At 57.1% G+C, this 22,986-nt stretch carries 27 protein-coding genes, 1 tRNA gene and 1 pseudogene; 17 read left to right on the forward strand and 12 right to left on the reverse strand.

The window, feature by feature from the left end; translation table 11 throughout:
• Nucleotides 1–315 precede the first annotated feature (315 nt).
• The 4 genes and pseudogenes from ccoN to FBY12_RS04975 all read left to right on the forward strand — a co-directional run bounded on the left by ccoN (nt 316) and on the right by FBY12_RS04975 (nt 3,815).
• Entirely contained in the window at nt 316–1,752 is a 1,437-nt protein-coding gene (gene ccoN, locus FBY12_RS04955) for a cytochrome-c oxidase, cbb3-type subunit I (protein WP_145251642.1), read from the forward strand.
• A gap of 8 nt (nt 1,753–1,760) precedes the next feature.
• The gene (locus FBY12_RS04960; RefSeq protein ID WP_145251644.1) at nt 1,761–1,982 is read left to right on the forward strand and encodes a cbb3-type cytochrome c oxidase subunit 3; all 222 of its coding nucleotides are present in this window, start codon (nt 1,761–1,763) and stop codon (nt 1,980–1,982) included.
• 115 nt (nt 1,983–2,097) lie between these two features.
• Nucleotides 2,098–2,409: pseudogene (locus FBY12_RS04965) on the forward strand (PAAR domain-containing protein); the annotation flags it as partial.
• Nucleotides 2,410–3,428: 1,019 nt separating this feature from the next.
• A complete protein-coding gene (locus FBY12_RS04975) occupies nt 3,429–3,815 on the forward strand; it encodes a hypothetical protein (protein WP_145251646.1) in 387 nt (128 codons plus the stop codon).
• A 23-nt stretch (nt 3,816–3,838) separates the two neighbouring features.
• Here FBY12_RS04975 and FBY12_RS04980 read toward each other — a convergent pair whose 3' ends face one another.
• Complete coding sequence (locus FBY12_RS04980; protein WP_121734440.1) at nt 3,839–4,333, reverse strand: hypothetical protein; 495 nt, start codon at nt 4,331–4,333, stop codon at nt 3,839–3,841.
• 184 nt (nt 4,334–4,517) lie between these two features.
• Here FBY12_RS04980 and FBY12_RS04985 point away from each other — a divergent pair, with 184 nt between their 5' ends.
• From FBY12_RS04985 to FBY12_RS05000, 4 genes are all read left to right on the forward strand, one after another.
• A complete protein-coding gene (locus FBY12_RS04985) occupies nt 4,518–5,972 on the forward strand; it encodes a hypothetical protein (RefSeq protein ID WP_145251648.1) in 1,455 nt (484 codons plus the stop codon).
• Nucleotides 5,973–6,044: 72 nt separating this feature from the next.
• Nucleotides 6,045–6,962, forward strand: coding sequence for a halovibrin HvnC (locus tag FBY12_RS04990; protein ID WP_145251650.1), 918 nt, complete (start codon nt 6,045–6,047; stop codon nt 6,960–6,962).
• Nucleotides 6,962–7,897: a halovibrin HvnC gene (locus tag FBY12_RS04995; RefSeq protein WP_145251651.1), complete on the forward strand. Its 936-nt coding sequence runs from the start codon at nt 6,962–6,964 to the stop codon at nt 7,895–7,897. The genes FBY12_RS04990 and FBY12_RS04995 overlap by 1 nt, the downstream gene beginning before the upstream one ends.
• Nucleotides 7,898–8,024: 127 nt before the next feature.
• Nucleotides 8,025–8,717, forward strand: coding sequence for an aspartate/glutamate racemase family protein (locus FBY12_RS05000; protein WP_145251653.1), 693 nt, complete (start codon nt 8,025–8,027; stop codon nt 8,715–8,717).
• A 1-nt stretch (nt 8,718) separates the two neighbouring features.
• On the opposite strand, the gene FBY12_RS05005 is transcribed toward FBY12_RS05000, so the two are convergent.
• Both FBY12_RS05005 and FBY12_RS05010 read right to left on the reverse strand, forming a co-directional pair.
• Nucleotides 8,719–9,240, reverse strand: coding sequence for a GNAT family N-acetyltransferase (locus FBY12_RS05005; RefSeq protein ID WP_145251655.1), 522 nt, complete (start codon nt 9,238–9,240; stop codon nt 8,719–8,721).
• 86 nt (nt 9,241–9,326) lie between these two features.
• Nucleotides 9,327–10,307, reverse strand: a complete 981-nt coding sequence (locus FBY12_RS05010) for a LysR family transcriptional regulator (protein ID WP_145251657.1) — start codon at nt 10,305–10,307, stop codon at nt 9,327–9,329.
• 259 nt (nt 10,308–10,566) lie between these two features.
• On the opposite strand from FBY12_RS05010, the gene FBY12_RS05015 reads away from it, so the two are divergent.
• Entirely contained in the window at nt 10,567–12,192 is a 1,626-nt protein-coding gene (locus tag FBY12_RS05015) for an NADP-dependent glyceraldehyde-3-phosphate dehydrogenase (RefSeq protein WP_145251659.1), read from the forward strand.
• A 64-nt stretch (nt 12,193–12,256) separates the two neighbouring features.
• Complete coding sequence (locus tag FBY12_RS05020; RefSeq protein WP_178111715.1) at nt 12,257–13,294, forward strand: FUSC family protein; 1,038 nt, start codon at nt 12,257–12,259, stop codon at nt 13,292–13,294.
• 3 nt (nt 13,295–13,297) lie between these two features.
• On the opposite strand, the gene FBY12_RS05025 is transcribed toward FBY12_RS05020, so the two are convergent.
• Entirely contained in the window at nt 13,298–14,200 is a 903-nt protein-coding gene (locus tag FBY12_RS05025; protein ID WP_145251663.1) for a DMT family transporter, read from the reverse strand.
• Between the two features lie 136 nt (nt 14,201–14,336).
• On the opposite strand from FBY12_RS05025, the gene FBY12_RS05030 reads away from it, so the two are divergent.
• Complete coding sequence (locus FBY12_RS05030) at nt 14,337–14,774, forward strand: Lrp/AsnC family transcriptional regulator (protein ID WP_121734450.1); 438 nt, start codon at nt 14,337–14,339, stop codon at nt 14,772–14,774.
• Between the two features lie 57 nt (nt 14,775–14,831).
• Nucleotides 14,832–15,158, forward strand: coding sequence for a YceK/YidQ family lipoprotein (locus FBY12_RS05035; protein ID WP_145251665.1), 327 nt, complete (start codon nt 14,832–14,834; stop codon nt 15,156–15,158).
• Nucleotides 15,159–15,268: 110 nt separating this feature from the next.
• Here the strand turns inward: FBY12_RS05035 and FBY12_RS05040 are convergent, their stop codons facing one another.
• Nucleotides 15,269–15,940 carry a Bax inhibitor-1/YccA family protein gene (locus FBY12_RS05040; RefSeq protein WP_121733132.1) on the reverse strand — a complete coding sequence of 224 codons (672 nt, stop codon included), beginning with the start codon at nt 15,938–15,940 and terminating at the stop codon, nt 15,269–15,271.
• Nucleotides 15,941–16,063: 123 nt separating this feature from the next.
• On the opposite strand from FBY12_RS05040, the gene FBY12_RS05045 reads away from it, so the two are divergent.
• Both FBY12_RS05045 and FBY12_RS05050 read left to right on the forward strand, forming a co-directional pair.
• Nucleotides 16,064–16,151: transfer RNA gene (locus FBY12_RS05045), tRNA-Ser, on the forward strand.
• A 207-nt stretch (nt 16,152–16,358) separates the two neighbouring features.
• The gene (locus FBY12_RS05050) at nt 16,359–16,568 is read left to right on the forward strand and encodes a hypothetical protein (protein WP_145251667.1); all 210 of its coding nucleotides are present in this window, start codon (nt 16,359–16,361) and stop codon (nt 16,566–16,568) included.
• 15 nt (nt 16,569–16,583) lie between these two features.
• Here FBY12_RS05050 and umuC read toward each other — a convergent pair whose 3' ends face one another.
• Together umuC and FBY12_RS05060 are read right to left on the reverse strand one after the other, a co-directional pair.
• Entirely contained in the window at nt 16,584–17,864 is a 1,281-nt protein-coding gene (gene umuC, locus FBY12_RS05055) for a translesion error-prone DNA polymerase V subunit UmuC (protein WP_145251669.1), read from the reverse strand.
• Entirely contained in the window at nt 17,857–18,282 is a 426-nt protein-coding gene (locus FBY12_RS05060; RefSeq protein WP_145251671.1) for a LexA family transcriptional regulator, read from the reverse strand. The genes umuC and FBY12_RS05060 overlap by 8 nt, the downstream gene beginning before the upstream one ends.
• A gap of 668 nt (nt 18,283–18,950) precedes the next feature.
• Here FBY12_RS05060 and FBY12_RS05065 point away from each other — a divergent pair.
• The 3 genes from FBY12_RS05065 (at nt 18,951) to FBY12_RS05070 (ending at nt 20,327) form a co-directional block, all read left to right on the forward strand.
• On the forward strand, nt 18,951–19,355 hold the full coding sequence (locus tag FBY12_RS05065; RefSeq protein WP_145251673.1) for a hypothetical protein: 405 nt from the start codon (nt 18,951–18,953) through the stop codon (nt 19,353–19,355).
• 127 nt (nt 19,356–19,482) lie between these two features.
• On the forward strand, nt 19,483–19,620 hold the full coding sequence (locus FBY12_RS27620) for a hypothetical protein (RefSeq protein ID WP_178111716.1): 138 nt from the start codon (nt 19,483–19,485) through the stop codon (nt 19,618–19,620).
• A gap of 491 nt (nt 19,621–20,111) precedes the next feature.
• Nucleotides 20,112–20,327, forward strand: a complete 216-nt coding sequence (locus FBY12_RS05070; RefSeq protein WP_145251675.1) for a hypothetical protein — start codon at nt 20,112–20,114, stop codon at nt 20,325–20,327.
• A gap of 64 nt (nt 20,328–20,391) precedes the next feature.
• On the opposite strand, the gene FBY12_RS05075 is transcribed toward FBY12_RS05070, so the two are convergent.
• From FBY12_RS05075 to FBY12_RS27770, 5 genes are read right to left on the reverse strand one after another with little or no spacing between them, the layout of a single operon-like run.
• Nucleotides 20,392–20,817 carry a cell wall hydrolase gene (locus FBY12_RS05075; RefSeq protein ID WP_145251677.1) on the reverse strand — a complete coding sequence of 142 codons (426 nt, stop codon included), beginning with the start codon at nt 20,815–20,817 and terminating at the stop codon, nt 20,392–20,394.
• 59 nt (nt 20,818–20,876) lie between these two features.
• On the reverse strand, nt 20,877–21,443 hold the full coding sequence (locus tag FBY12_RS05080; protein WP_145251679.1) for a tail fiber assembly protein: 567 nt from the start codon (nt 21,441–21,443) through the stop codon (nt 20,877–20,879).
• The gene (locus tag FBY12_RS05085; protein WP_145251681.1) at nt 21,444–21,929 is read right to left on the reverse strand and encodes a hypothetical protein; all 486 of its coding nucleotides are present in this window, start codon (nt 21,927–21,929) and stop codon (nt 21,444–21,446) included.
• Nucleotides 21,930–21,989: 60 nt separating this feature from the next.
• Nucleotides 21,990–22,667 (reverse strand): hypothetical protein, encoded by a 678-nt coding sequence (locus FBY12_RS05090; RefSeq protein ID WP_145251683.1) that lies wholly within the window; start codon nt 22,665–22,667, stop codon nt 21,990–21,992.
• Nucleotides 22,667–22,978, reverse strand: coding sequence for a hypothetical protein (locus FBY12_RS27770; protein WP_145252326.1), 312 nt, complete (start codon nt 22,976–22,978; stop codon nt 22,667–22,669). The genes FBY12_RS05090 and FBY12_RS27770 overlap by 1 nt, the downstream gene beginning before the upstream one ends.
• Nucleotides 22,979–22,986 lie beyond the last annotated feature (8 nt).

The following is a 22,986-nucleotide window of genomic DNA, read 5'->3' on the forward strand; positions in this document are numbered from 1 at the left end:
AGCCTCGCTCCTACAGGGATTGCAAACTCCTCTGTGGGAGCAAGGCTTGCCCGCGAGGGCGTCAGCACAACCGACGCAAATCCCTGATCACCACGAAGACCCACTCTTCGCCGCCAACTCGCGATCAGCGCATTACAGACCCACCTGAAACCTGAAAAACCATATCAGAGCGCGGCAGATGGCCGCAGGCATACCTCATATCTGATCCGCATAAATCGGCTTTTCCTGAGTCTGTTTTGTTTCCAGCGAGGTTTCTACAGTGCAGCCCATGCCAGACCGGGTGGCCTGGCGAGACTCTGCATGGATGAATTGACCATGAGCACAGCAACAATCGGGCGGGCCGGCGAGGCCTACAACTACAAGGTAGTTCGCCAATTTGTCGTGGCAACCATTGTCTGGGGCGTGGTCGGCATGGCCATGGGCGTTTTTATCGCCTCGCAACTGGTCTGGCCGGAGATGAACCTCGACCTGCCGTGGACCACGTTCGGCCGCTTGCGTCCGCTGCACACCAGCCTGGTGATTTTCGGTTTCGCCGGCAGCGCGCAATTCGCCGCCAGTTATTACGCGGTGCAGCGTACCTGCCAAGTGCGGCTGTACTCGGACAAGCTCGCCGCGTTCACGTTCTGGGGCTGGCAATCGGTGATCGTGATCATGCTGATCAGCTTGCCGCTCGGCTACACCACGACCAAGGAATACGCCGAAATCGAGTTCTCCGGCGCAGTGTGGATGACCGTGGTCTGGGTTGCCTACGCCATCGTATTTTTCACCACGGTAGTGCAACGCAAGACCAAGCACATCTACGTCGGCAACTGGTTTTTCGGCGCGTTCATCGTGGTGATCGCGATGCTGCACGTGGTCAATCACTTGTCGATTCCGGTGGGCTGGTTCAAGTCCTACCCGGTGTATTCCGGCGCCACCGACGCCATGGTGCAGTGGTGGTACGGGCACAACGCGGTGGGCTTCTTCCTCACCACCGGGTTCCTCGGGATGATGTATTACTTCGTGCCGAAACAGGTCGGGCGGCCGGTGTATTCCTATCGATTGTCGATCGTGCATTTCTGGGCGCTGATCACCTTGTACATCTGGGCCGGCCCGCACCATTTGCACTACACGGCGCTGCCGGACTGGGCGCAATCGCTGGGCATGGCCATGTCGCTGATCCTGTTGGCACCGAGCTGGGGCGGGATGATCAACGGCATGATGACGCTCTCGGGCGCCTGGCATAAATTGCGCACCGACCCGATCCTGCGTTTCCTCGTGTTGTCATTGGCCTTCTACGGCATGTCGACGTTCGAGGGACCGATGATGGCGATCAAAACCGTCAACGCCCTCTCCCACTACACCGACTGGACCATCGGCCACGTGCATGCCGGCGCGCTCGGCTGGGTGGCGATGATCACTTTTGGCGCGATCTACCACATGGTGCCGAAAGTCTTCGGCCGCGAGCAGATGTTCAGCACGCCGCTGATCAACCTGCACTTCTGGCTCGCGACCATCGGCACCGTGTTGTACATCGCCTCGATGTGGGTCAACGGCATCACCCAGGGGTTGATGTGGCGCGCGATCAACGACGACGGCACGCTGACGTATTCCTTCGTCGAAGCCTTGCAGGCCAGCCATCCGGGCTTCGTCGTGCGCTTCGCCGGCGGCGTGTTCTTCCTCAGCGGCATGCTGCTGATGGCTTACAACACCTGGCGCACCGTGCGCGTCGCCGACGTGGCGATGGCCGACCGCGAAGCGCAAATTGCCTGAGGTTTTCGATGATCGAGATAGCGTTGAATCTGTTCGGGGTGATCGGTTTCTGGCTGGCCATCGAGTATTGCCTGAAGGCGCAGACGCCCGAGAGCCTTGAGGACGCGAGCCTGATGCCCTTCGCCGACGACCCGGAAGTGGCGCGGCGGGTCGAGCTGGCGACGGGTAAAAAAGTCCACGCGGTGGCGCCGGAGGAAGCGAAACCGGGCTGGGGCGCTATCGAGATGTGACTGCGCGCGTATCGGACGCTCGACTGGGCGGTGAGCTGCACGTCGATGGAAGACGCTCGTTTGTGGACATTGGATTGGTCTAGAATCCGTCCATTGAAAACAGGGAGGTCTCAATATGAGCGGAAAACCAGCGGCGCGTGTCACCGATCCAACCAGCTGCCCGCTGCCGGGACATGGCACTAACCCCATCGCCAGCGGTTCGAGTGATGTGTTCTTCGACGGTCTGGCGGCGGCGAGAAAAAGCGATAAGTGCACCTGCGGCGCCGCCATTGTCGGCGCCGTTTCGCAGACGGTGTTCATCAACGGACTGAATGCAGCGGTGGTCGGCAGCACCGGTGATCACGGCAGTGTGGTCGTCGGCGGCTCCGGAACGGTGATCATTGGCGACAGCGTGGTCAACGCTGCGGTAGGTGCCGTCAGCGCCATGGCCGCGACCGCTGTTGCCGCTGGCGTGGCGGCCGCTACCGCGACAGCCGAACCGTCAGCATTGGCGGCAGCATCGGCAGCACCGCTGGCCGCCTCCTCGCCGGCGCCGGCCGACCCGATTCAGGCGACGGTAAAAATTCTTGCAGCTTTTTACGAACGTCCCGTTGAAAAACGCGTGTTCAACGATCCGGCGCATCCGATGGACACACCTCAGGATCCGTTCGAAAAAAACAAGGTGTATTACCAGCTCAAGTCCCGCGTGGCCCTTGCACACGGCCATCCGCAGCCGAAATCGCCGATGCCGGCGCCGCCGACTTTTCCCAATCAACTGACCACCAGCCTGTGTGGCCCAGCGACGTTCTTCTACGCGCTGTTGATGGACCGGCCGGACTTGTACACGCAAGCGATCATCGATTTGTGGGAAACGGGCGAAACCACCATCGGAACACTGCACATCAAGCCGAGCCACGGCGCCTGCAACCCGAAGGACTTCAGCGACAAAAACGAAAACGACCGGATCTGGGCGATCGACTGGATATCGCTCGCGAGCCTGCGCGACAGCGAGAACATGTTTCTGGACTACGATTCGCCGCTGGATCAACTCGCAGGTATCACGCTGCCAGGGACAATCGCCGACTGGTTCACCAAGGCCGGCGCGAGTGTGGTGTTCGAAAACGTGCAGTACACCTCGCATCTCAATCAGCAGCAGTTGGTCGAACTGTTCGGGCATATCGACCCACAACATCACGTCGCCACACTGATCGGTGCCGGCATGCTGGAGAATGGCGAAGGCTCCGTGAAAAATCACTGGATTACTTGGGAGCAAGGGCCGGCAACTGCCGAGGGCGAGGTCACGCCGACCACCGCGCCGGGCGCAGCGATTACCGGTTCGACACTGTTCACATGGGGCCAGGTTGGCCATTTACTGGCGAAAAATCTGACCTTGCAGGGCCTGCTCAAGCATCTGTATGGCGGCCTCGTCTTCAGCAAAATCCCCTGAACCCAACAGAAGAAGCCTCAATGAAACCTGCATTTTTTTCGATTATCGCGCTGTCGCTGCTGCTCAGCGGATGTGAGTTGGGCACGCTGGCCAGTTGTGCCGGACGGGCCCCGCTGACCATTCAACCGGACAGCCTGGCGGGCGCCAGGTCTGGCCAGGCCTACCGTGCAACGGTCGAGGTGCAGCGACCGCATGTAGCAATCGCCGGATTTTACGTCGATCCGGCACAGCCATTGCCGGACGGCTTGAAGCTGGTTCATGAGCAGGGACAGGACCATGCCGATATCGTCGGTACGCCGACCCGGTCGGGGCAGTACGAAGTCTCGATCTACCTCAACACCTATGGCACCCAATGCACCGGACAAGCGGCGCAACGCACCTACACGTTGAATGTCGCGAACGATTGAGCAGCGTCGCGCCGGGCCTTGGATCAACCGCGCTCGCGGGGGATCAGGCTCTGCAACTGCAACGCCAGGAAGTTCGCGTCGAAGGCGTAAGTGTCCGGGTCTTTCAGGCCGTTGGTCTTGCGCCATTGCCAATTCGCGGCTGGCGGCATCAGCACCAGCGATATGCTGCCGTAGCGCGCGGCGGTCAGGCCCATCACCGACAATGAAATCTGCCCGCCAGCGCCCATCACGTCCGGTACGAACTCGACCGCTTTGCCGGCAATCACAATGGTCAGTTTCTCGGTTTTGAAGGTCGAGGTCTCGGCCGGCACGCTTGGCCCTGACGCGACGTACGCTTCGCGGCTGACCTCAAGCAGCGTCGGCATCTGCACCGGTTCCAGCCATTGCTGGATCTGGTCGAACAACTCACCAATGCGCGTCGTCCACACGCTCGATTGCGATTCAAACAATTGCTTCTTGTGCGCTTCGCTGTCTGCGTAGTGACGAAGCATCTCGCCCAATTGCTGTACGTCGTTCATTGCCGTGTTCCTTTGTTGAAGCGGTGTCGCGGACTTTGAGCATGGCAGATCAACGGGCGGCTCGGGGGATTAAAACCAGAACGGTTTGACGCGCTGCCCATCGGTAAACGACCAGCGGTGCGGTTTTGACTGAACAACATGAACTCACCTGTCAGATCTGACAGTAGTCAATGACTGAGGCCGGGTGTCTGATGAAAGCCTCGACGGATTACCAAATTCCAATCCCGACCAGGTGAGAATGATGACAAAGCCTTCCGAAATGTCTGCACAAAACCAGATTTTGGTTCTTTATCCGTTGATGATCCCCGGTTGGATTACCCCGGTAATCCATGCGCAAAATCCTCACGGGGGGATTTCCAAGGCGATTTACGACGATAAAGCTTTGGGACTGAAGTGTTTCATCGATCCATGGACGTCCCCCATGTTGATCGGTGACCACGTGAATATTCTCGTAAATGATCGACTGATCCCTGAGGCCGGAAGAACCATCGGCGCCGGTCAAGAGGACTCCAGAGTCGAGACCAATATCCCCAAAGGCGTGTTGCGTGACGATATCAATCTCATCACCTATCAAGTCACCCGACTCGGCGGCGCACCCGAAACGTCGTTGCCGCTGCGCGTGCTCTACCATTCCCTGCGACCCGGTGAACCGGCACCCGCAGGGTTGCGCCTGCAACTTCCGGCCGATGTCATCGCCAGCGGCGTTAATGCCGCGCGCGCCGCGCAGGGCGTGCTGACCGGCTTCGATTACGTCAACCGCAGAGCCCACGATCGTATTGAGCTGAGTGTGGGTGTGGCGCAAGTCGTGCGGAATGTCACACCCGGCGAGGCCGCTCCCGGCAGTCCAGTGGTGACGCAAACGCTATTGACCGATACGTTCCAGCGAGCTGGCAACAATCCGCAGATGCCGTTTTCGTTCGAAGTCATTGATCAGCTGTATAACCGTTCGGGCCGATCTTCGGTGACCTACTTGAATGTGGATTTGGCGGACAAACCAGTCCCGGAGCCTTTGGACCTGGTAGCGCCAACCGTATTTGAAGCAGAGGAACTGAGCGGCACGCAGTTGAACTTCGAGAAAGACTTCTACAGTGCCAAGTTTGCAACCGTTCATGTCGCCTATCCCGGTTCCGCTGCGGGACAAACGGTAAAGGTTTATTGGCTCGGCCGGCGCACTTCTTACGGCAGTGAAGTTAAAACCATCAGCCATGCCGGGGAAACGTTAACGTTCGAGATCCCCCGCCTGGAAGTTGTAGACACCATCGGCAGCCGTGCAGAAATTTCGTACACAGTCAGGCTGCCGCAGACCACCGTCGATATACCGTCCAGAGACCGCGACATCACGATCACCCGCCAACGCCATCACTTGAAAGAGCCAACCCTGTCTGCGGACCGTCTAAATATCCGGGCTTATTACCCCACGCTTGATGGCAACTACTCCGTGCGTTTGCGCGTGTATGGCAGAGCAATACGCAGCAGTGCCGAGATCCCGATTACTCAAGCGCTGCATACCAACATCCCGGTCCCTCAGTCATGGCTCACGGAAAACCGAGGCGAGCCAGTGATGTTCAACTACACCATCAGAAAGACCGGGACTGGCGAGCCGATGATATTTTCGTGGTGTTTAAGAGTGACTTTATAAACTTCGCCAGCAACTCACTCCATCGAGCTTTTTACCAATAACGTCTTATCAAGTCTGCGGACGAGGTATGTGATGCGCAACGTCATGGGTTTTTTCATAGCTTTATTAGTTGCAGGCTGCAGTCAGGTCACCACGCAAACTAATGGTGAAATAGGTACTTTATCCAATACAGCCAACGGTCAAGCAGTTGCCACTCAATTGACCACGCTCTACGGGAGAAAATTTGCCAACTGCAACAAATCCGACTCTCAACCGGCGTTTCTGTGTTCGGGCGTGACCCTGCGCGTCACGGTCAAGGATCCGGCTTATAAAGTCTGGGACCCAAGCCCCGTATCGGTAAAAAGCGGCGGTGTCTCGTTCTCTTATTTGCGCGCCGATGCAAACTTTGGACGCCTGGCCTGGGGTTATGGCAATGGTTACATCCTGTACCCGATCTTCGAAGCGCCGGCCGACAAGATTGACCTTGATTACCTGTGCTCGTACCCAATGGATGCCTGGGGTTGGCACCGAAGTGCCACGCAAGTATGCGGACCTTCCGCCGGTTACCCGGCGCAGAGTCAACGCTGCCACAGTGCCAATGTCACCATCGCCGAACAGTGGCTCGCAGTGTGGAAGCTGCCGGGGACCCAACAGAATTTGCGCCAATGCGGCTTTGATATAACGGACGTTCGCAATACCTTGTCCGGGCCTGCGTTCTACCAGTCCGTACGCGCCAAATCGCTGATGGCAGAGTCGGGATTCGTGGAACATAACGAGGTCATCATCAAGACCTGGACTGCGGGCCGCCCGAATACATTCCCGATCATGGCGTTCTTCTACATTGCTGGTGGCACTAACGCTGGTCTGGCCGACGCTCAATACAATCAGCGAGATTTCAATAACTCGACAAACCCGAAGATCGTTATTCCGATTATTCGCCTGACCCCCGCCAATTCCTCTACAGCAACCGCCACGTTTGCTTTTGTTGCCGCTGACCAAGTAGTGAACTGATGAATACGTTAAAACTCCTGATCGCAGTGCTCGGGGCGAGCTTTGTACTGGGCTGCAGTCAAACAGGCCCGGCGCCCCAACAAGAGCCCATGAATGGTCTGGCGGCCAACACCGGCAATGCAGTCGCCGCCCGTCTGCAAACGCTGTATGACGATAAAAGGATCAACTGTGGAACGCCGTCAGCACCGGCGTTCTTGTGTTCCGGGGTAACACTGCGAGTTACCAGGCAAGACAACAGCTACCATGTTTGGGACCCGAGCCCTACTTCGGTTAAAACCGGCGGCATTCATTTTTCGTACCTCAGGGCCGACGCCAACTTCAAAGAAATGGCCTGGACTGACCCAAAGGAAAACAGCAACGGCTACGTGCTCTATCCAATGCTCGAAAAACCCGCGGACAAACTGCATATTGAATACCTTTGCGCGTTTCCCATTGATGGTTGGGCCTGGTATCGCGCCAGCCCCGGTTGCGGACCCAGTACGGACTACCCCACGCAAAGCCGTCGCTGCCAGTCCATAGGAATTACGACAGCTGAACAATGGATCAAACATTGGCAGACGGCGGGCATTGCCAAGCCAAGTTTGCATCAGTGCAGCTTCGATATTCGTGATGCCATGAACAACTTGGGGGCCGATTCTTTCTATCAATCCATACGCGCGAAACAACAGCTCGGACAGCGTGGCTTCTCCGAACAGAACGATTTGATTCTCGCAGCGTGGGGCGCAGGCCAACCAAACAAACTGCCGATCATGGCGTTCTTTTATATTGCCGGCAGCCCAGCCGTGGGATTGGCCGATGCGCGCTGGAATCAACGTGATTTGTACAACTGGACGAGCCCACGGATTACCGTGCCCATCATTAGAATAACCCTCGCGACCACAGTGACCGGGCGCGCGACCTTTCAATATGTGGACGCTGATCAATACCACCGATGAAGTCCCTGCCCGTGCCTGACACGGGCAATCAGTGGCGAAGAAATTTTTGCTGGAATCATCCCGCAAACGATTGGACACTCTGCAGCGACCTGCCCGGTTCGGGCGAGCAATGTCAGAGGAGAGCGCAATGCGCACCATCGGCCTTATCGGCGGCATGAGCTGGGAGTCCAGCGCCGAGTATTACCGCCTCATCAACCAGCAGGTTCGGGATCATCTCGGGCCTTTGCGCTCGGCGCAATTGCTGATGTACAGCGTTGATTTCGGGCCGGTTGAACAGGCCCAGCATGCCGGGCGCTGGGATGACGCGGCGGCGATTCTGGTGGACGCGGCGCGCAGGCTCGAGGCCGGTGGCGCGGATTGCGTGGTGTTGTGTACCAACACCATGCACAAGGTCGCGGCGCAGATTCAGGCTGCTATCGACATTCCGTTTCTGCACATTGCCGACCCGACCGGGCAAGCGGCGGTTGCAGCCGGGGCGTTGAAGGTGGGCTTGCTCGGCACCGCGTTCACCATGGAGCAGGACTTTCTCAAGGAGCGTCTGACGGCCATGGGTTTGACCGTGCTGGTGCCCGAAACCGACGAGCGCCAGGCTGTGCACCGGATCATTTATGACGAGTTGTGCGTCGGGATTATCAGCGACACATCGCGCAAGGTTTATCAGCAAGTGATCGAGTCACTCACCGCCCGTGGCGCCCAGGCGATCATCCTCGGCTGCACGGAAATCGGCATGCTGGTCAAACCCGAGCACAGCGCCCTGCCCCTGCTCGACACCACCGAACTGCATGCGCAGGCGGCGGTGGCGTTCGCGTTGGGCGACTGAGTCAACCGGCCCTGGGCAGCGAGCGCAGGCGCGCCATGCTCAAGGTGTCGACCCATTGGCCGTCACGCACGGCATAGTCACGAAACAGGCCTTCATCCTCGAAACCGAACTTGCGGTACAAGCCGATCGCCGCGGCGTTATCGGCGTAGACCGTGAGTTCGACGCGGTGCAGGTTCATCCAGTTGTCGGCGATGTCGAGCGCGGTGGCCAACAGTTTCGAACCGACGCCTTTGCCCTGCCACGCCTGCGCGACGGCCATGCCAAAGCCACCGGCGTGGCTGCGGCGAATCCGCGAGTATTGCTCAATGCCGATATTGCCGATGACCATGCCCTGATGCAGCGCCACCAGATTCACCATGCGCTCGTTGTCCGGCATCAGGCGCGCGCGCCAGATCTCGGTGGACTGAAACGGCATTTGCAGCACTTGTCGGGTAATCGCCGGGTCGTTGTAAACCGCGGTGATACCGTCGATATGCGCCTCGCTGAAGCGCTGGATGATGATGCTGGCGTCGGTGCTCGGCATGGTGATTCTTCCGTGAAGCGTACATGGCCGCTCATCCTAAACCGTGATCTGCTGACGTGGCGATAGCCATTGCAGGAGCGCGTTTGTCAGGTGGGTGGCTCGAACCACTCGCGGCGTTCTTGGAAGGTGTTGCGGATCATCTCGAACAGCGCTTGCACTTCGGGCTTCTGGCGGGAATCGATATTGACCGCCAGCCACGCGTTGCGCTGCATCGGTTCGCTGAACAAACCCGGCAACGCGCTGAGGCTGCGGTCGAAACGGCTGATGTAGCTTGGCAGCAAACCAATGCAGGCGCTGCAGCGAATCATTTCCAGCATCAGTTCATAAGATTGCAGCTGCACGACCCCGGCCAGGCGTTGTTCCACCAGTGTGTTCCAGGGTTCGAAGCTGTCGATTTGCTGGTCATGCTGCCATTGCACCAACATGAAATCCGTCAGGTCGTCGGTGCTCTCGGGCCGCGCCGCCACCCGCGAATAGCGCTTGGCGATATGCGGCAGATAGTCCAGCCGCGCCAGGTGCTGCGGCTCGTCGATAGCAAACGTCGGCCCCGGCAATGGCCCGCCCGCGCCACTCAGCCAAACCACCACGTCAGCGCTGACGGTTTGCAGGACGAGTTCACTGTCCAGCGAAATGATCTCCAGCCGCACGCTGGCATTACGCCGCAGCAGCGCGATCAAGTCGCGACCGAGGATGTCATGCAGGATCGATTCGGCCACCGCGAGGCGAATCAGCGGTTGCTCGACCAGCGGCAATTGCCGTTCATGGGCCAACGCAATCAGCTGCGCTTGCAGTTGCAAACCCTCGCGGCTGAGGCTCAGCGTGCTGCCGTGAAAATTGAACAGCGTGCGTTGCAGTTGCTCTTCGAGTTGCGCCAGTTGTTTGCGCAACAATGTCGCCCTGACGTTAAGGCTGCGCGCCGCCTGCATGAAACACCCGCACCGCGCGCAGACCATGAAAGAGTGCGCCACTTGCGGCTCGATTGCCGCCGCCAGTGCCAGCCAGGATCGCGCCTCGGGATGGCGATATTCGCCGTTGTGGTCCGGCCCTGTGTTTTCGGTAAATACCATGATGACGTCCTGTCGATCGAGTGGGTTTGGCGTCCTTCGCGATGGCTGCCCCACCACGCGTACCTGTATGGATTGTTGCCTGAAGATTGCTGCACTTGTGTGTCAGTGAGTCGCCGCAAACCCTTGGTGGCGCCAGCATTTATGGCGCGTGGACTATCTTGAATAAGCAACGCTCACCTGAGATGGGTCATGACAAGCGAGGCCAAGGTCTGCTAAAACGATTCATCAGTGCATCACCGAATCCACACGGGGTAGCGACATGACCACAGCACACATCCTTGGCAATCTGTTTCCCGACCGCAGCGACATTCCGGAAAAATACCGCCTCGACGGCCCGACCGAACAACGCGAATACCTGGTCGATGGCGAACTGCGCAGGTGGGACGGTCCGCTCGCCCAAGTCCGCAGCCCGGTGTACCTGACCGGTGAAAACGGCGACGAACAAGTGATCCTCGGCAGCACGCCGCTGCTGGATGCCGATACCGCACTCACTGCCCTCGACGCCGCCGTTCGCGCCTACGACCGTGGCCAGGGTTTGTGGCCGACGATGCGCGTGGCCGAGCGCATTCAACACGTCGAAGCCTTCCTCGCACGGATGCGCCAACAGCGCGAAGCCGTGGTCAAGTTGCTGATGTGGGAGATCGGCAAGAACCTCAAGGACTCGGAAAAAGAGTTCGACCGCACCTGCGATTACATCGTCGACACCATCAATGCATTGAAGGAACTCGACCGCCGCTCCAGCCGTTTTGAACTGGAACAGGACACCCTCGGGCAAATCCGTCGCGTGCCGTTGGGCGTCGCGTTGTGCATGGGGCCTTACAACTATCCGCTGAACGAAACCTTCACCACGCTGATCCCGGCGCTGATCATGGGCAACACCGTGGTGTTCAAACCGGCCAAACTCGGCGTGCTACTGATTCGGCCGCTGCTGGAAGCGTTCCGCGACAGCTTCCCGACCGGCGTGATCAACGTGATTTACGGCAGCGGCCGCGAAACTGTCAGCGCGCTGATGGCCAGCGGCAAGATCGATATTTTCGCGTTTATCGGCACCAACAAAGCCGCGAGCGACCTGAAAAAACTTCATCCAAAACCACACCGTTTGCGCGCCGCGCTGGGTCTGGACGCGAAAAACCCTGGCATCGTCCTGCCAGAGGTCGACCTCGATAACGCGGTCAGCGAAGCGCTCACCGGTTCGCTGTCGTTCAACGGCCAGCGCTGCACCGCGCTGAAAATCCTCTTCGTTCACGAAGATGTGGTCGAGTCGTTTATCGAAAAATTCAACGCCAAACTCGCCACGCTCAAACCCGGCATGCCGTGGGACAGCGGCGTGGCGCTGACGCCGTTGCCGGAAGCGAGCAAGGTTGAATACCTGCATTCGCTGGTGGCCGATGCGGTCAGCAAAGGCGCGGCGGTGGTCAACGACAATGGCGGCGAAGCGCGGGCGTCGTTCTTTTACCCGGCGGTGCTGTACCCGGTGAATCCGCAGATGCGGGTTTATCAGGAAGAGCAATTCGGGCCGGTGGTGCCGATTGTGCCGTACCGACATCTCGACACGGTGATCGACTACGTTCTGGAATCGGATTTCGGCCAGCAGTTGAGCATCTTCGGCACCAACCCGGTGGCGGTCGGTCGACTGGTCGATACCTTCGCCAACCAGGTCGGGCGCATCAACATCAACGCGCAATGCCAGCGTGGCCCGGACACGTTCCCGTTCAATGGCCGGAAGAATTCCGCCGAAGGTACGTTGTCAGTACATGACGCGCTGCGGGTGTTTTCAATTCGAACCCTGGTCGCGACCAAGTTCCAGGACAGTAACAAAGCGCTGATCAGCGAGATCATTCGCGGACGCGATTCGAGCTTCCTGACCACCGATTACATTTTCTGACTGTGTTTTCTGACTGTGTTTTCCGAGGAGGCCTGATCTGAGACCCTATCGCCTGCCACCGTTGATGCGCCGATTGCTCCGTCCGCTGCTGGACCCGTATCGGCGTTACCGCAACGCTCGCGTGATTCACGCGGTGCGGGTTTCGCTGGGTTTGCTCGCGACGATTGCACTGACCACCGGGATCAACCTGCCACACGGTGAGTGGGCCTCGGTGACCATGCTGGTGGTGATTGGCGGTTTGCAGCACCACGGCAACATCGGCAAAAAAGCCGCCGAACGGGCGATTGGCACGTTGATTGGCGCCGGGGTCGGCTTGTTGATCGTCGCGCAGCAAGCCTGGCTCGGCATGCCTTGGCTGACCTATTTTGCGATGTCGGTGGTGTGCGGGTTTTTCTCGTATCACGCCATCGGCAAGGGCGGTTACACCGCTTTGCTGTCGGCGATCACGGTGTTCATCGTCGCCGGTCATGGCGACAACGCCGTGACTGACGGATTGTGGCGCGGGGTCGATATTTTGATCGGTATCGCGTTGGCGTTGGCGTTCTCCTTCGCCTTGCCGCTGTACGCGGTGTTCTCCTGGCGCTACAACCTGGCAGAAGCCTTGCGCGACTGCGCGACAGTTTACGGGCGGATCATTAACGGCCAATCGGTCACCGCTGATGAACACCTCAAACTCATGGGTCGGCTGAACACGGTGATGGTGCAGCTGCGTTCGTTGATGCCGTCGGTGTCCAAGGAAGTGAAGATTTCCATGACCGAACTGGACGCGATTCAGCGCAATCTGCGCATGTGTATCAGTACTTTGGAAATACTCGGCAACACGCGACCGGACGCCACTGACCCGGTGGCGATGGCCGACCTGCAAACATCGTTGAAAGTCGAGCATCGGCAGGTTCGGGTGCAACTGATCGGCATGGCCCGGGCGCTGAAATCCGGCGCGACCCAGCGCCTCAGCCGTCCCGGTGACGCGCCGGACGCCAGCCTCGACGCGCGGGTTTACAGTGCTTTGGACGGCTACCGTTTATTGACTCGGCAGTTGGCGGCGAATATCAGCGACATGCGTCAGCGCCTGGCCAAAACCGCGCCGCGCTGGAACATTTGACGTTTACGGCGTGGCCACTCGGCGCAACTTGATGCCCCAACCTTGTTGCATACCGGCGGCGGCCAGCAGGATCGCCGCCACGCCGAGCCATTGCAGCACTTGCAGACGATGGCCGAAGGCAAACCAGTCGACCAGAATCGCCGCAATCGGGTAGATGAACGACAGCGCGCCGGTCAGTGCGGTTGGCAGTTTCTGGATCGCGCCGTAGAGCAAAACGTACATCAAACCGGTGTGGACGATGCCCAAGGTCAGCAGACTCGCCCAAGCGCTCGGAGCCTGCGGCAGTGCCGAAAAGTGCGCGAACGGCGCGAGCAGCAGCACGCCGGTGCAGACCTGAATCAGCGCGATCAAATGCGGCGGCGTGCCGGTCAGGCGTTTGATGATCAACGCGGCAATCGCGTACAGAAACGCCGCGCCCAACGCCAGGCCAATCCCCAGCAGATATTGATTGCCACCCTCGCCCTGCTCGCCCTGCTCGCCGTGGGCGCTGACAATCGCCAGCATGCCGAGAAACGAAACGCCGAGCCAGAAGAGCTTTTGCAGGGTGATTCTCTCGCCAAGAAACAGCGCCGCCAAGCCAACCAGCATGAACGGCTGCACGTTGTAGACCGCGGTGCCGATGGCGATCGACGCCCGGGAATATGAGCCGAACAGCAACACCCAATTGCCCACAATCGCCACGCCGCTGAGCACCGCGAGTAGAAACGTGGTGCGGGTCAGAATGCCGGGCCGAAGGAAGCCAAACGCGGCGCAGATCAACAGCAACGTGCCAGCGCCGAACACGCAGCGCCAGAACACCACGTCCAGCACCGGTTGCCCGGACACCAGCACAAACCAGCCGATGGTTCCGGAGATGAGCATGGCGGCGGTCATTTCTAATGAGCCGTGGCGCAGGGTTTTGTCCATCGTCAGTCTCCCGTGATTGAGTGCAAATTATGCCAATCCGCCGCAGGGCTTCTCCAGCGCAAAAATCAGGCTAAACTCGCCTTTCGCCTTTTTTATCGAGGGCGTTTTAGGTCAATTGCCTAATAGGGGCTTTGCGATGACTGACGACATTGATCAAGTGCTGATCAGCGCATTGATGGAAGATTCACGGCGTTCACTCAAGGCCCTGGCGCAGATCAGTGGCCTGTCCTCGCCCAGTGTTGCCGAGCGTTTGCGACGCCTGGAAGAGCGTGGTGTGCTCAAGGGTTACACGGTCGAGATCGACCCGAAGTGTTTCGGTTATCAGTTGCAGGCGATTGTGCGTATCCGGCCGCTGCCAGGCCAGTTGCAGGAAGTTGAGCGACAGATTCAGGCTATTGCCGAGTTCACTGAGTGCGATAAGGTCACCGGCGATGACTGCTTTATCGCACGCTTGCACGTGCGCTCGATGGAACAGTTGGATACGCTGCTCGACCGCCTCAACACTCACGCGGAAACCAATACGGCCATCGTCAAAAAGACCCCGGTCAAACGCCGACTGCCGCCGATGGCGTGATCAGGTTTTTGTCGATATCAACGTAAATCAGTGATTTTTTTGCTAAGGATTGGCTTTATGAAAATTCAGATAATGGCACTGGCCGCGCTGATGCTGGCGGGTTGCGGCACGGTGCAGACGGTGGTGCGCAGCGATGAAGCGGCGGCAAAAAGTCTCAAGGAACAGAAGAGCTATTGCGGCGCGATTCCGCGAATCTATAGCGGCGTGACCTACGACTTCTGTTACCTGAATGCGCCGCTGGAGAAAGGGCGTGATTCCGAGACCTACACCAATGCGCCAGCATTCGTGTTGATCGACGTGGTGATATCCGGCGCGCTCGATACCTTGCTGCTGCCCTACACGATTTACCGACAACAGGCGGATGGCAGCATAATTTTGAATTAACGAGAGGCTTGAGTTTGGCGGGCCTGATGGACGCTGTGACCGGTCAAACGTGTGCAGCGCCCATAAAAAAACCCGCCGAAGCGGGTTTTTTCATTGCTCAAGGCTGGCGATCAATCGTCGCGGCTCATGATGCCGAACAGCTGCAACAAGCTGATGAACAGGTTGTAGATCGATACATACAGGCTGATGGTCGCCATGATGTAGTTGCGTTCGCCGCCATGAATGATGGCGCTGGTCTGGAACAGAATGCAGACCGAGGAGAACAGCACGAAACCTGCGCTGATCGCCAGTTGCAGCCCGCTGATCTGGAAGAAGAAGCTCGCCACTACCGCACCCAGCAACACGAAGAAACCGGCAGTGATGAAACCACCGAGGAAGCTCATGTCCTTGCGGGTGATCAGCACGTAGGCCGACAGACCACCGAATACCAGCGCAGTCATCGCGAACGCGGAACTGACCACTTCAGCGCCGCCCTGCATGCCCAGGTAACGGTTGAGGATCGGGCCAAGCAGGAAACCCATGAAACCGGTCAAGGCAAACGCTGACACCAGGCCCCACGCGGAATCGCGCAGTTTGTTGGTCAGGAAGAAAAGTCCATAGAAGCCGATCAGCACCACGAAAATGTTCGGGTAACCGACGCGCATCTGTTGAGCTACGAACGCCATCACACCGCTGAATGCGAGAGTGAGGGCGAGCAAGCCGTACGTGTTGCGCAGGACGCGGCTAACCTCTAGCTGCTCAGCCTGCACGCTGTTATTAACTGCGTAATCCTGTTCGCGCATGGCGACACTCCTGTTGGTTGGAAACGTTCAGTGGCAAAGATCATAACAGACGCTCTGTAACAAGCTATGCAGAGAGTTTGACAGTGTGTTTCATTCAGGTATTATGGCGCCCGCAACGCAATAGGAGGTGTGGCCGAGTGGTTTAAGGCAACGGTCTTGAAAACCGTCGACTGTAACAGGTCCATGAGTTCGAATCCCATCGCCTCCGCCATATTTGTACCGACAAAGCCCTGATTATTCAGGGCTTTGTCGTTTCTGGCGTTTGGCGAACTCTCCGCCGTATTGAACGTGTTCCATAACTATTCTGGACGTGTTCCATAACTAAGCACCAAAAACCCTCCGCCGGCGTCCTGCCGATCGTTAAACAATCCTTCATGTAACACGGTGCTACGATGACTTCTTTCATGGAGGAATCGCGATGCCAAATTCAGACCTGCTCCCTTCCCTGCTCTACAAGATCAACGAAAACCAGCTGGCCCTGGAGGCCGCCATCCTAGAACTTTCGAACTGGGTTGAAGTGCGCGGCTCGGCAGATGTCGCCGACAACGTGCGCGGTGCCCTGGACACCATCGACAAGAACGAAGAGTTCATCAAGCTGACGCTCGCAGTGCTGATGTCGCCAGAGTGATGTGCTCAGTCCCTATCAAACGCAAGACACCTTCCACAACTGGTCCAGCTTTGTCGTGTAACTTTGGCTCATCATCTCCCTACGCATGCCCCAATCAGGGTTAGAAGGCACGCTGGCGGCGCGCAGCGTCCCCCTGCCCCAGCGCCCGTTTATTTGATCCAATACCGCCATGACCCGAGTTGCCTCAACCGGCTGCGATACAGCAAACAGGTCGTCGGTGTATTCGCCCGGCTGGCATAGGTTTAGCAGCATCACCTCCGCCTTGCTGTAGTTGAAGCCTGGGCGGAACACATGATCAAGCGCATCGACCGCGGCCTTGGTCAGCAGGCGCACGTCGTCGGTTGGGTAAGGCAGGTCCACCACCACACCGTTCGCGTACTTAACTTCTTGCGGATTGAACATACCGGTGCGGATGCTCACTCTTATCTTCTTACACAGCGACCTCTGGGCCCGAAGTTTTTCAGATGCTCGCATCATGTAGGTGGCCACGGCCTCCTTGATCGGCGGGAGCTCCGTCAATCGTTTGCCGAACATTCGGCTGCAACAGATTTCCTGTTTCGGCGGATCCGGCTCCTCCAGCTCCAGGCATGACGTACCAGCCAACTCCCGAGCAGTCTTCTCGATCACCACGCTGAAGTTTTTGCGCAACGCCCACGCGTCGGCCTTGGCCAGGTCCATTGCGGTTTTGATGCCCATGGCGTTCAGGTGCATCTTCATGCGTCGGCCCACACCCCACACCTCGGCCACATCGGTGTTGCGCAGCACCCAATCGCGTTTTACAGGATCGCAAATATTCACCACACCCCCGGTCTGTGCCTGCAAACGCTTTGCCGTGTGATTGGCCAGCTTGGCCAAAGTCTTGGTCGGGGCGATTCCCACACCAACAGGGACACCGGTGCATCGCAGCACCTGGGCGCGTATCTGCCGGCCGAGCACGTCCAGCCCGTCGATACCGGTGAGGTCAGCAAAGGCCTCGTCGATGCTGTACACCTCCACCGCTGGGACCATGGATTCGATGAGGCTCATGACCCGCTCGCTCATGTCACCGTACAGGGCGTAATTCGAGGAGAACGCGACGATGCCGTGTTGCCGCAGCTTGTGCTTGATCTGGAAATACGGCTCGCCCATCTTTACGAAGGGTTTGGCGTCGTAGCTGCGCGCGATGACGCATCCGTCATTGTTCGAAAGCACCACGATCGGGACCTTTGCCAGGTCAGGGCGGAATACCCGCTCGCAGCTGGCATAGAAGCTGTTGCAGTCTATAAGGCCAAATACGGGAAGCGTCTTATTAGACATGACTGCGCACGCTGCCGGTAATCACGCCCCAAATTGAAAGCTCATCACCCTCGAGCACGTACCTTGGTGGGTATTTGGGATTTTCAGAGAGCAGGATCACGTCCTTACCGCGAATGCACAGACGCTTGCAGACCGGATCATTATTCAGCAATGCCACGACGATGTGTCCGTGTGCCGGTTCCAAGGAACGGTCTACGACTGCCAAATCGCCCTCGAAGATTCCCGCGCCCTGCATGCTCTCCCCGATGATCGACACCAAGTAAACGTGTGGTGCGCGGATGTTCAGCACCTCATCCAGCGATATGTGCGCCTCGATGTGATCTGCTGCTGGCGAAGGAAAACCGGCCGGCACCTGGAACAGACACAGCGGCAACTTCAGACCGCCCTCGACAATAGGGCCTAGAATTGAAAAGCTCATGACGCACGATTTCCGACACTGTACAGATATACAGTTAACTTTCATAACGGCTCGCGGTCAATTTTTTGCAGGAGATATCTGATAAGCGGGTGCGAAAACGCTTCCCCTACCGGATCCGGGCAGTAGCGCTGAACGCGTTTAAAATATTGAGGACTTCGTCTAGCGATCCGACAAAGGTGCTCTAGATCGGTGCCAACGCCATGAGACGCGCTTCCAACACTTTGTCAAACTGACCTAAAACCGTACGATTTCTGATCTCGCGGTAGTCGCAGACGGTCATCAGTCGATGCCGTGACGATGTGGTATCGCCCCACCTGGTGTACCGCCCGAGCAGTGGAAACAAAAACAGGCGCAGAACAAGGATCACTGGACGAAGGTGCAGAGAGTTATTTGATGCGAGCATTCAAGAAGGCCAGGGTGGTGGCGAACCGCTGCGCGGGATGGAGGAAAGAAGAGATGCCGGGCTTTCACGAAGTGCGAGCGCTGTAGCTGCACCTGTACAACGGAGCCGAATAGGATGGTCAGAAAATAGCTGCCATGCGAGCGAGGGCCTGACCAGAAAATACCAGCGGGACCAAGAGAAAATCGCCTGGTTCGAAGGAGTGACACGTCGCCAGATGTGACATGCTCAAGCGCGGATTAAAAACTACAAACAAAGGATTGTTGAGATGAAAAAAATCGCTCTCTCGCTGTTGGTTTTTTCACTGATAGGCTGTTCTACACCACCGCCGAAGCAAGCTTCTGCAAAACCAATGACCATTTATCGATACTCGATGAGTGAAACTGCCGTTCAACTCGCCCACACGATGGCAAGTCACGACCTGAAAGATCCGGAAAGCGCGAAGTTCCGTGAAACATTTTTCGTCAACTCGGATAGCAGAGGTGAGTCGCGGGACAAGTCAAAAGACTCTTGGTGCATTGAAATCAACGGAAAAAACAGCTACGGCGCTTACGTTGGATACACTTGGTCCATGCTCCCCGCAGGAGGAAAATCGGTCATCATGAGCGGCTCGCCACTAGCGGCAGTCGCGACTCAAATCTGCTCGTCCGCGATCCTCCCACCCGCTCTATAAAACCCACCTCCAAACTCGTATTGGAATGCGCCCAATTCGACTGGTGGTCATATAAGTGACCACCACCATGTCAAGGTGACTCAGAAACCTAAGCAACTCTATGGTACCAGAAGGAAATTGCCTTCAGTTGCTGCCCTTGACCGACGGCGAAGTACGGGAGCTGACCTGGCAACTGCACAAAGCCCGGCAACACATCTTCGGCTTGGTAAAGATGCGCGCCGAGATGGTGAAGGAGCGAGATCAGCTTCGCGTCGAACTTAACTGAGCCCGCGGAGGCTCCAGTTGCAAAGAGGGTTTTTGCCGAGCTTGAGATCAGGTAAACAAGGCGTAGGCGGGAAGGTTGGTGCTAGCGCGTCTAAATCCCCGTACTACTCATTATGCTGACGTTTGTTGGTGGCTAAGTGTGTATTCGTATCTCTTTTAGACCTCGAACAGCTAGAGTCCCACGCCATGAACCATTAGGAAAATATAAGTATGTATAACTCATATTTGGGTTCGCTCATCGTGATATCGCAATAAATTGTAAACCCGTAGTTACAGTAAATCTCAGACTTTTTGGCCACCGCGTCATTATACTATCCGCCTGTCGGATTAACCGAAGATGGCGCGACACGGGACGCATAAGCGCTATTCTGAAAGACGCGAACTCCTTAGATAATGACCAACAACCAATAGTTAGCATGATTGAATTGGCCACGCTAACCAATATCTAAGTCTTGGAGCCAGCATAATCTTTAACAAAAAAGGAAAATGACAATGAGCGTCGATAAAAGCAAGCTTGAGAGCGTATCCGGGCAATTGGGGCAAGCGCTACAACAAGCCATTGAAGCCAATGGACTATCCGAATACATTATTCAATCAATTAAGCTAACAGAGAAAAAGGACAAATCACAAAAAGGGGTGCCTCAAGACTGCAGATTAGTTTGCAGTGTTAACAGCAGCTTTGAAGTTACTTGTGAGCTGCGCTGCTAACGTTAGGTGATTAGGCTGTGCAAGCTTACAATGTTGCACAGTCTGTAACCTCAATGAGGGTTGGCTAAGGAACCGCTTTGAAAAACATGTGGTGCCCAAGCCTGAGCGTCTGCTTGGCGGTATTTGCCCAGATCGGCGGACGTGGCATTGTAGTCGCGTAATAGTGCGTGGCGCCGCCGGTAGGATCTCCCACGGCGCCAGTAATTACTTGGTCAGCAGCCTTGAATGCCTGGACGAGCTCTCGAACAGGTATTGCTTTCGCGCCAGACAGGTAGGCAAAGTTCGGGTCGTTTTTGTTCCAGCAGCTGAACTGGTACTGCGCTTGGCACACGCCGGCGTAGCCCTCGCCCCACCACGACCGGGGATTTCCATCGAACACGCGGTTGCGGATCGTCCATCCCACGGCGATCTGGCCGGCCAGGCCCTCGCCGCGAGCCTCACCCCACAACGTGCGGGCGAGGATGTCACGGTCTTTATCAGAAACAGCCATCGGTTTTCTCCAGGCAAAAAAAGCCCGCTCAATGGCGGGTGCTTGTGTTGCTGCCTAGATCAGGCTGGGACGCTCGGCCAATCAATTGTGGTCGGGTAGCCAGGCTGATCGGTGGCGCGATTCAGCGCAACACGATACTTCTTCCAGGCCTTGAGCAGCGTGATGTCTTCATCGGTCGCTTCGTCAATATCAAGGGCGTCTTGAAGCGGCGCGATCGCATAATCTGCCACCGCACGCAGCCGGGCAGTTTCGGTGATAGCCACGGCTACAGGATCGACCGGCGCAGCGGCCGGCTCTATAGCAATTGGCGGCATTTCGAACGGAGCAAGATCTGCGACCGATACATGCAGCGTGACGCTATGTTCGAGGTCGGCGGGCTCCCCGTCCTTGCCCACGGTCACCAGAAGCTCACCATCTGCATATGTGATTGCGACTGTCTTGTCGCTGTCAGCTTGATTCACTACATACCCCCACCCTTCTGGAGGAGGTGCCATGCCGAGTGTGCCCATCACGCGATAGCGTCCGATATCGAGGCGCGAACAGGAAAGCGTTTCAACGCCCAGCGATGTGATGTCGATGACCTCGCCTGTCGAGCCGAGGATGTTGATTGCTGCGCGAGTCGTCATTTAGATCGCCTTCAATGTGCCGTCAGCGGCGCGAGTGGTGTTGCCAGTGTGGTAGATCTCCATGAACGGGGCGGAAGTAAAGTCCGCTGTCCTGAAACCAATGATGCTTCTGCCGTTAGTGCCGTATCCCATGTAAATCTGGCTACCCCATTGGCCAAAGGGAAAACCGATAGCAATCAGGTTGCCGGAAGAAATACCGGTTGCTTCTACGTACTGCGTGTTTCCTTGTTGAATGGCATAAAAGCCGGTCGTCCAATTGTTCATCGAATTGGACATCGGCGTGTTTTTAATACCTAAACCCAAATTGCCGACACCTAGAACGTTGCCCTCCGCTTGACCAATGTTTGCATTTGCCGCCGTCCCCAACTGGGAATCACGAAGATACAGTTCATCGAAGTTGGCATTGGTTTTCGTAAATGCACTTCGCGGAGTATCACCGCCTATCCCGGTTGGCGCCGCGCCGAGGTTAATCGATTGCTTTGCCATATCAGTTCCTAAATGATCGAAAATGAGACCCGCATTTGAGTCGATATAAGAATTGTTAAATCAAACAGACAGTTTCGCAAATACAGCCGGCAGGAAAAACACGAAGGGGTTAGAGAATCCATCCGTCACTGCATATAAAGTCCCGGCACTGAAACTCCAAAGCGTTTTGACGAGACGACCGGACCCGGCACCCGTCAGCATGTTCATGCCGAAGGTGTTAATCAGCATGTATTCATTTTCAGGAAAGTTGAACGGGACTGTATAAAAGCTCCGCGTACTCCCGGTGGGGGTCGTTTCAGATCGGACATACGCCCAGCTCTGAAAAGCTCGAGTGAACAAAGCTGTCGGAGTGCCCGAATCGAAAAGCAGCTTTGATGCTCCATCCCACAGCTGCATGCCGTAAGTCGCTACCGGTTGCGCGCCAAATGTCCCTGCAAAGTATCGGCCATTCGGTTTGTTGGTGTTGACGTCATAGGCTCGGACATAGAACCCCGTCCAAGCGCCCGGCGTGCCGATAACCTGCATCGCCGTTAAGCCGCTGATGCCGCCAGTGTCCGGGCGACAGAACACAAGCGGCGGCTCCTGGCTGGTAATAACGATAGGGAAAGCCGTTGTTGATCCGAGTCCAGACTCCTGCGTCGGTGCGTAGCGCCCTGTGCATATAACGTTAAGCCTTGCGAACTCAGAGTCGATAACAACTTGGTCACTGTTGTTTATGAATGTTAAACCAAAGCTCATCAGGCAAACCTTATAACCATTAATCGCATGGTCCCACTGGTTGAAAGGCTGGCCGCAAAAGTTCGAGTGTGATTATAGACTCGCGCAACTCCGGACAACATTTCAGTCTCCAACTGCCGAGCGTTATTCTCGGAATATAGGCCTGTCGGGATTACTATCGCCACAGAATTTGCGGCCGTACTGCCAGGGACCAAGAAGTCCTGACTTGATTTGGTGTTGTTGGGAAAAGTGACGAGAGTCGACAATACGACTCGCATCGTGAAAGAACTGGGGTCCAACTGAAGCGTACTATCTGGACCCCATACCCACATTCCTGAAT

This window comes from Pseudomonas sp. SJZ131, from assembly GCF_007828705.1.
In the GTDB taxonomy this organism is placed as follows: Bacteria; Pseudomonadota; Gammaproteobacteria; order Pseudomonadales; family Pseudomonadaceae; genus Aquipseudomonas; species Aquipseudomonas prosekii.

Coding starts and splice junctions, on each gene's coding strand:
- ccoN (WP_145251642.1), top strand. CDS start 316: ATGAGCACAGCAACAATCGGGCGGGCCGGCGAGGCCTACAACTACAAG.
- FBY12_RS04960 (WP_145251644.1), top strand. CDS start 1,761: ATGATCGAGATAGCGTTGAATCTGTTCGGGGTGATCGGTTTCTGGCTG.
- FBY12_RS04975 (WP_145251646.1), top strand. CDS start 3,429: ATGAAACCTGCATTTTTTTCGATTATCGCGCTGTCGCTGCTGCTCAGC.
- FBY12_RS04980 (WP_121734440.1), bottom strand. CDS start 4,333: ATGAACGACGTACAGCAATTGGGCGAGATGCTTCGTCACTACGCAGAC.
- FBY12_RS04990 (WP_145251650.1), top strand. CDS start 6,045: ATGCGCAACGTCATGGGTTTTTTCATAGCTTTATTAGTTGCAGGCTGC.
- FBY12_RS04995 (WP_145251651.1), top strand. CDS start 6,962: ATGAATACGTTAAAACTCCTGATCGCAGTGCTCGGGGCGAGCTTTGTA.
- FBY12_RS05000 (WP_145251653.1), top strand. CDS start 8,025: ATGCGCACCATCGGCCTTATCGGCGGCATGAGCTGGGAGTCCAGCGCC.
- FBY12_RS05005 (WP_145251655.1), bottom strand. CDS start 9,240: ATGCCGAGCACCGACGCCAGCATCATCATCCAGCGCTTCAGCGAGGCG.
- FBY12_RS05010 (WP_145251657.1), bottom strand. CDS start 10,307: ATGGTATTTACCGAAAACACAGGGCCGGACCACAACGGCGAATATCGC.
- FBY12_RS05015 (WP_145251659.1), top strand. CDS start 10,567: ATGACCACAGCACACATCCTTGGCAATCTGTTTCCCGACCGCAGCGAC.
- FBY12_RS05020 (WP_178111715.1), top strand. CDS start 12,257: ATGCGCCGATTGCTCCGTCCGCTGCTGGACCCGTATCGGCGTTACCGC.
- FBY12_RS05025 (WP_145251663.1), bottom strand. CDS start 14,200: ATGGACAAAACCCTGCGCCACGGCTCATTAGAAATGACCGCCGCCATG.
- FBY12_RS05030 (WP_121734450.1), top strand. CDS start 14,337: ATGACTGACGACATTGATCAAGTGCTGATCAGCGCATTGATGGAAGAT.
- FBY12_RS05035 (WP_145251665.1), top strand. CDS start 14,832: ATGAAAATTCAGATAATGGCACTGGCCGCGCTGATGCTGGCGGGTTGC.
- FBY12_RS05040 (WP_121733132.1), bottom strand. CDS start 15,940: ATGCGCGAACAGGATTACGCAGTTAATAACAGCGTGCAGGCTGAGCAG.
- FBY12_RS05050 (WP_145251667.1), top strand. CDS start 16,359: ATGCCAAATTCAGACCTGCTCCCTTCCCTGCTCTACAAGATCAACGAA.
- umuC (WP_145251669.1), bottom strand. CDS start 17,864: ATGTCTAATAAGACGCTTCCCGTATTTGGCCTTATAGACTGCAACAGC.
- FBY12_RS05060 (WP_145251671.1), bottom strand. CDS start 18,282: ATGAGCTTTTCAATTCTAGGCCCTATTGTCGAGGGCGGTCTGAAGTTG.
- FBY12_RS05065 (WP_145251673.1), top strand. CDS start 18,951: ATGAAAAAAATCGCTCTCTCGCTGTTGGTTTTTTCACTGATAGGCTGT.
- FBY12_RS05070 (WP_145251675.1), top strand. CDS start 20,112: ATGAGCGTCGATAAAAGCAAGCTTGAGAGCGTATCCGGGCAATTGGGG.
- FBY12_RS05075 (WP_145251677.1), bottom strand. CDS start 20,817: ATGGCTGTTTCTGATAAAGACCGTGACATCCTCGCCCGCACGTTGTGG.
- FBY12_RS05080 (WP_145251679.1), bottom strand. CDS start 21,443: ATGACGACTCGCGCAGCAATCAACATCCTCGGCTCGACAGGCGAGGTC.
- FBY12_RS05085 (WP_145251681.1), bottom strand. CDS start 21,929: ATGGCAAAGCAATCGATTAACCTCGGCGCGGCGCCAACCGGGATAGGC.
- FBY12_RS05090 (WP_145251683.1), bottom strand. CDS start 22,667: ATGAGCTTTGGTTTAACATTCATAAACAACAGTGACCAAGTTGTTATC.
- FBY12_RS27770 (WP_145252326.1), bottom strand. CDS start 22,978: ATGTGGGTATGGGGTCCAGATAGTACGCTTCAGTTGGACCCCAGTTCT.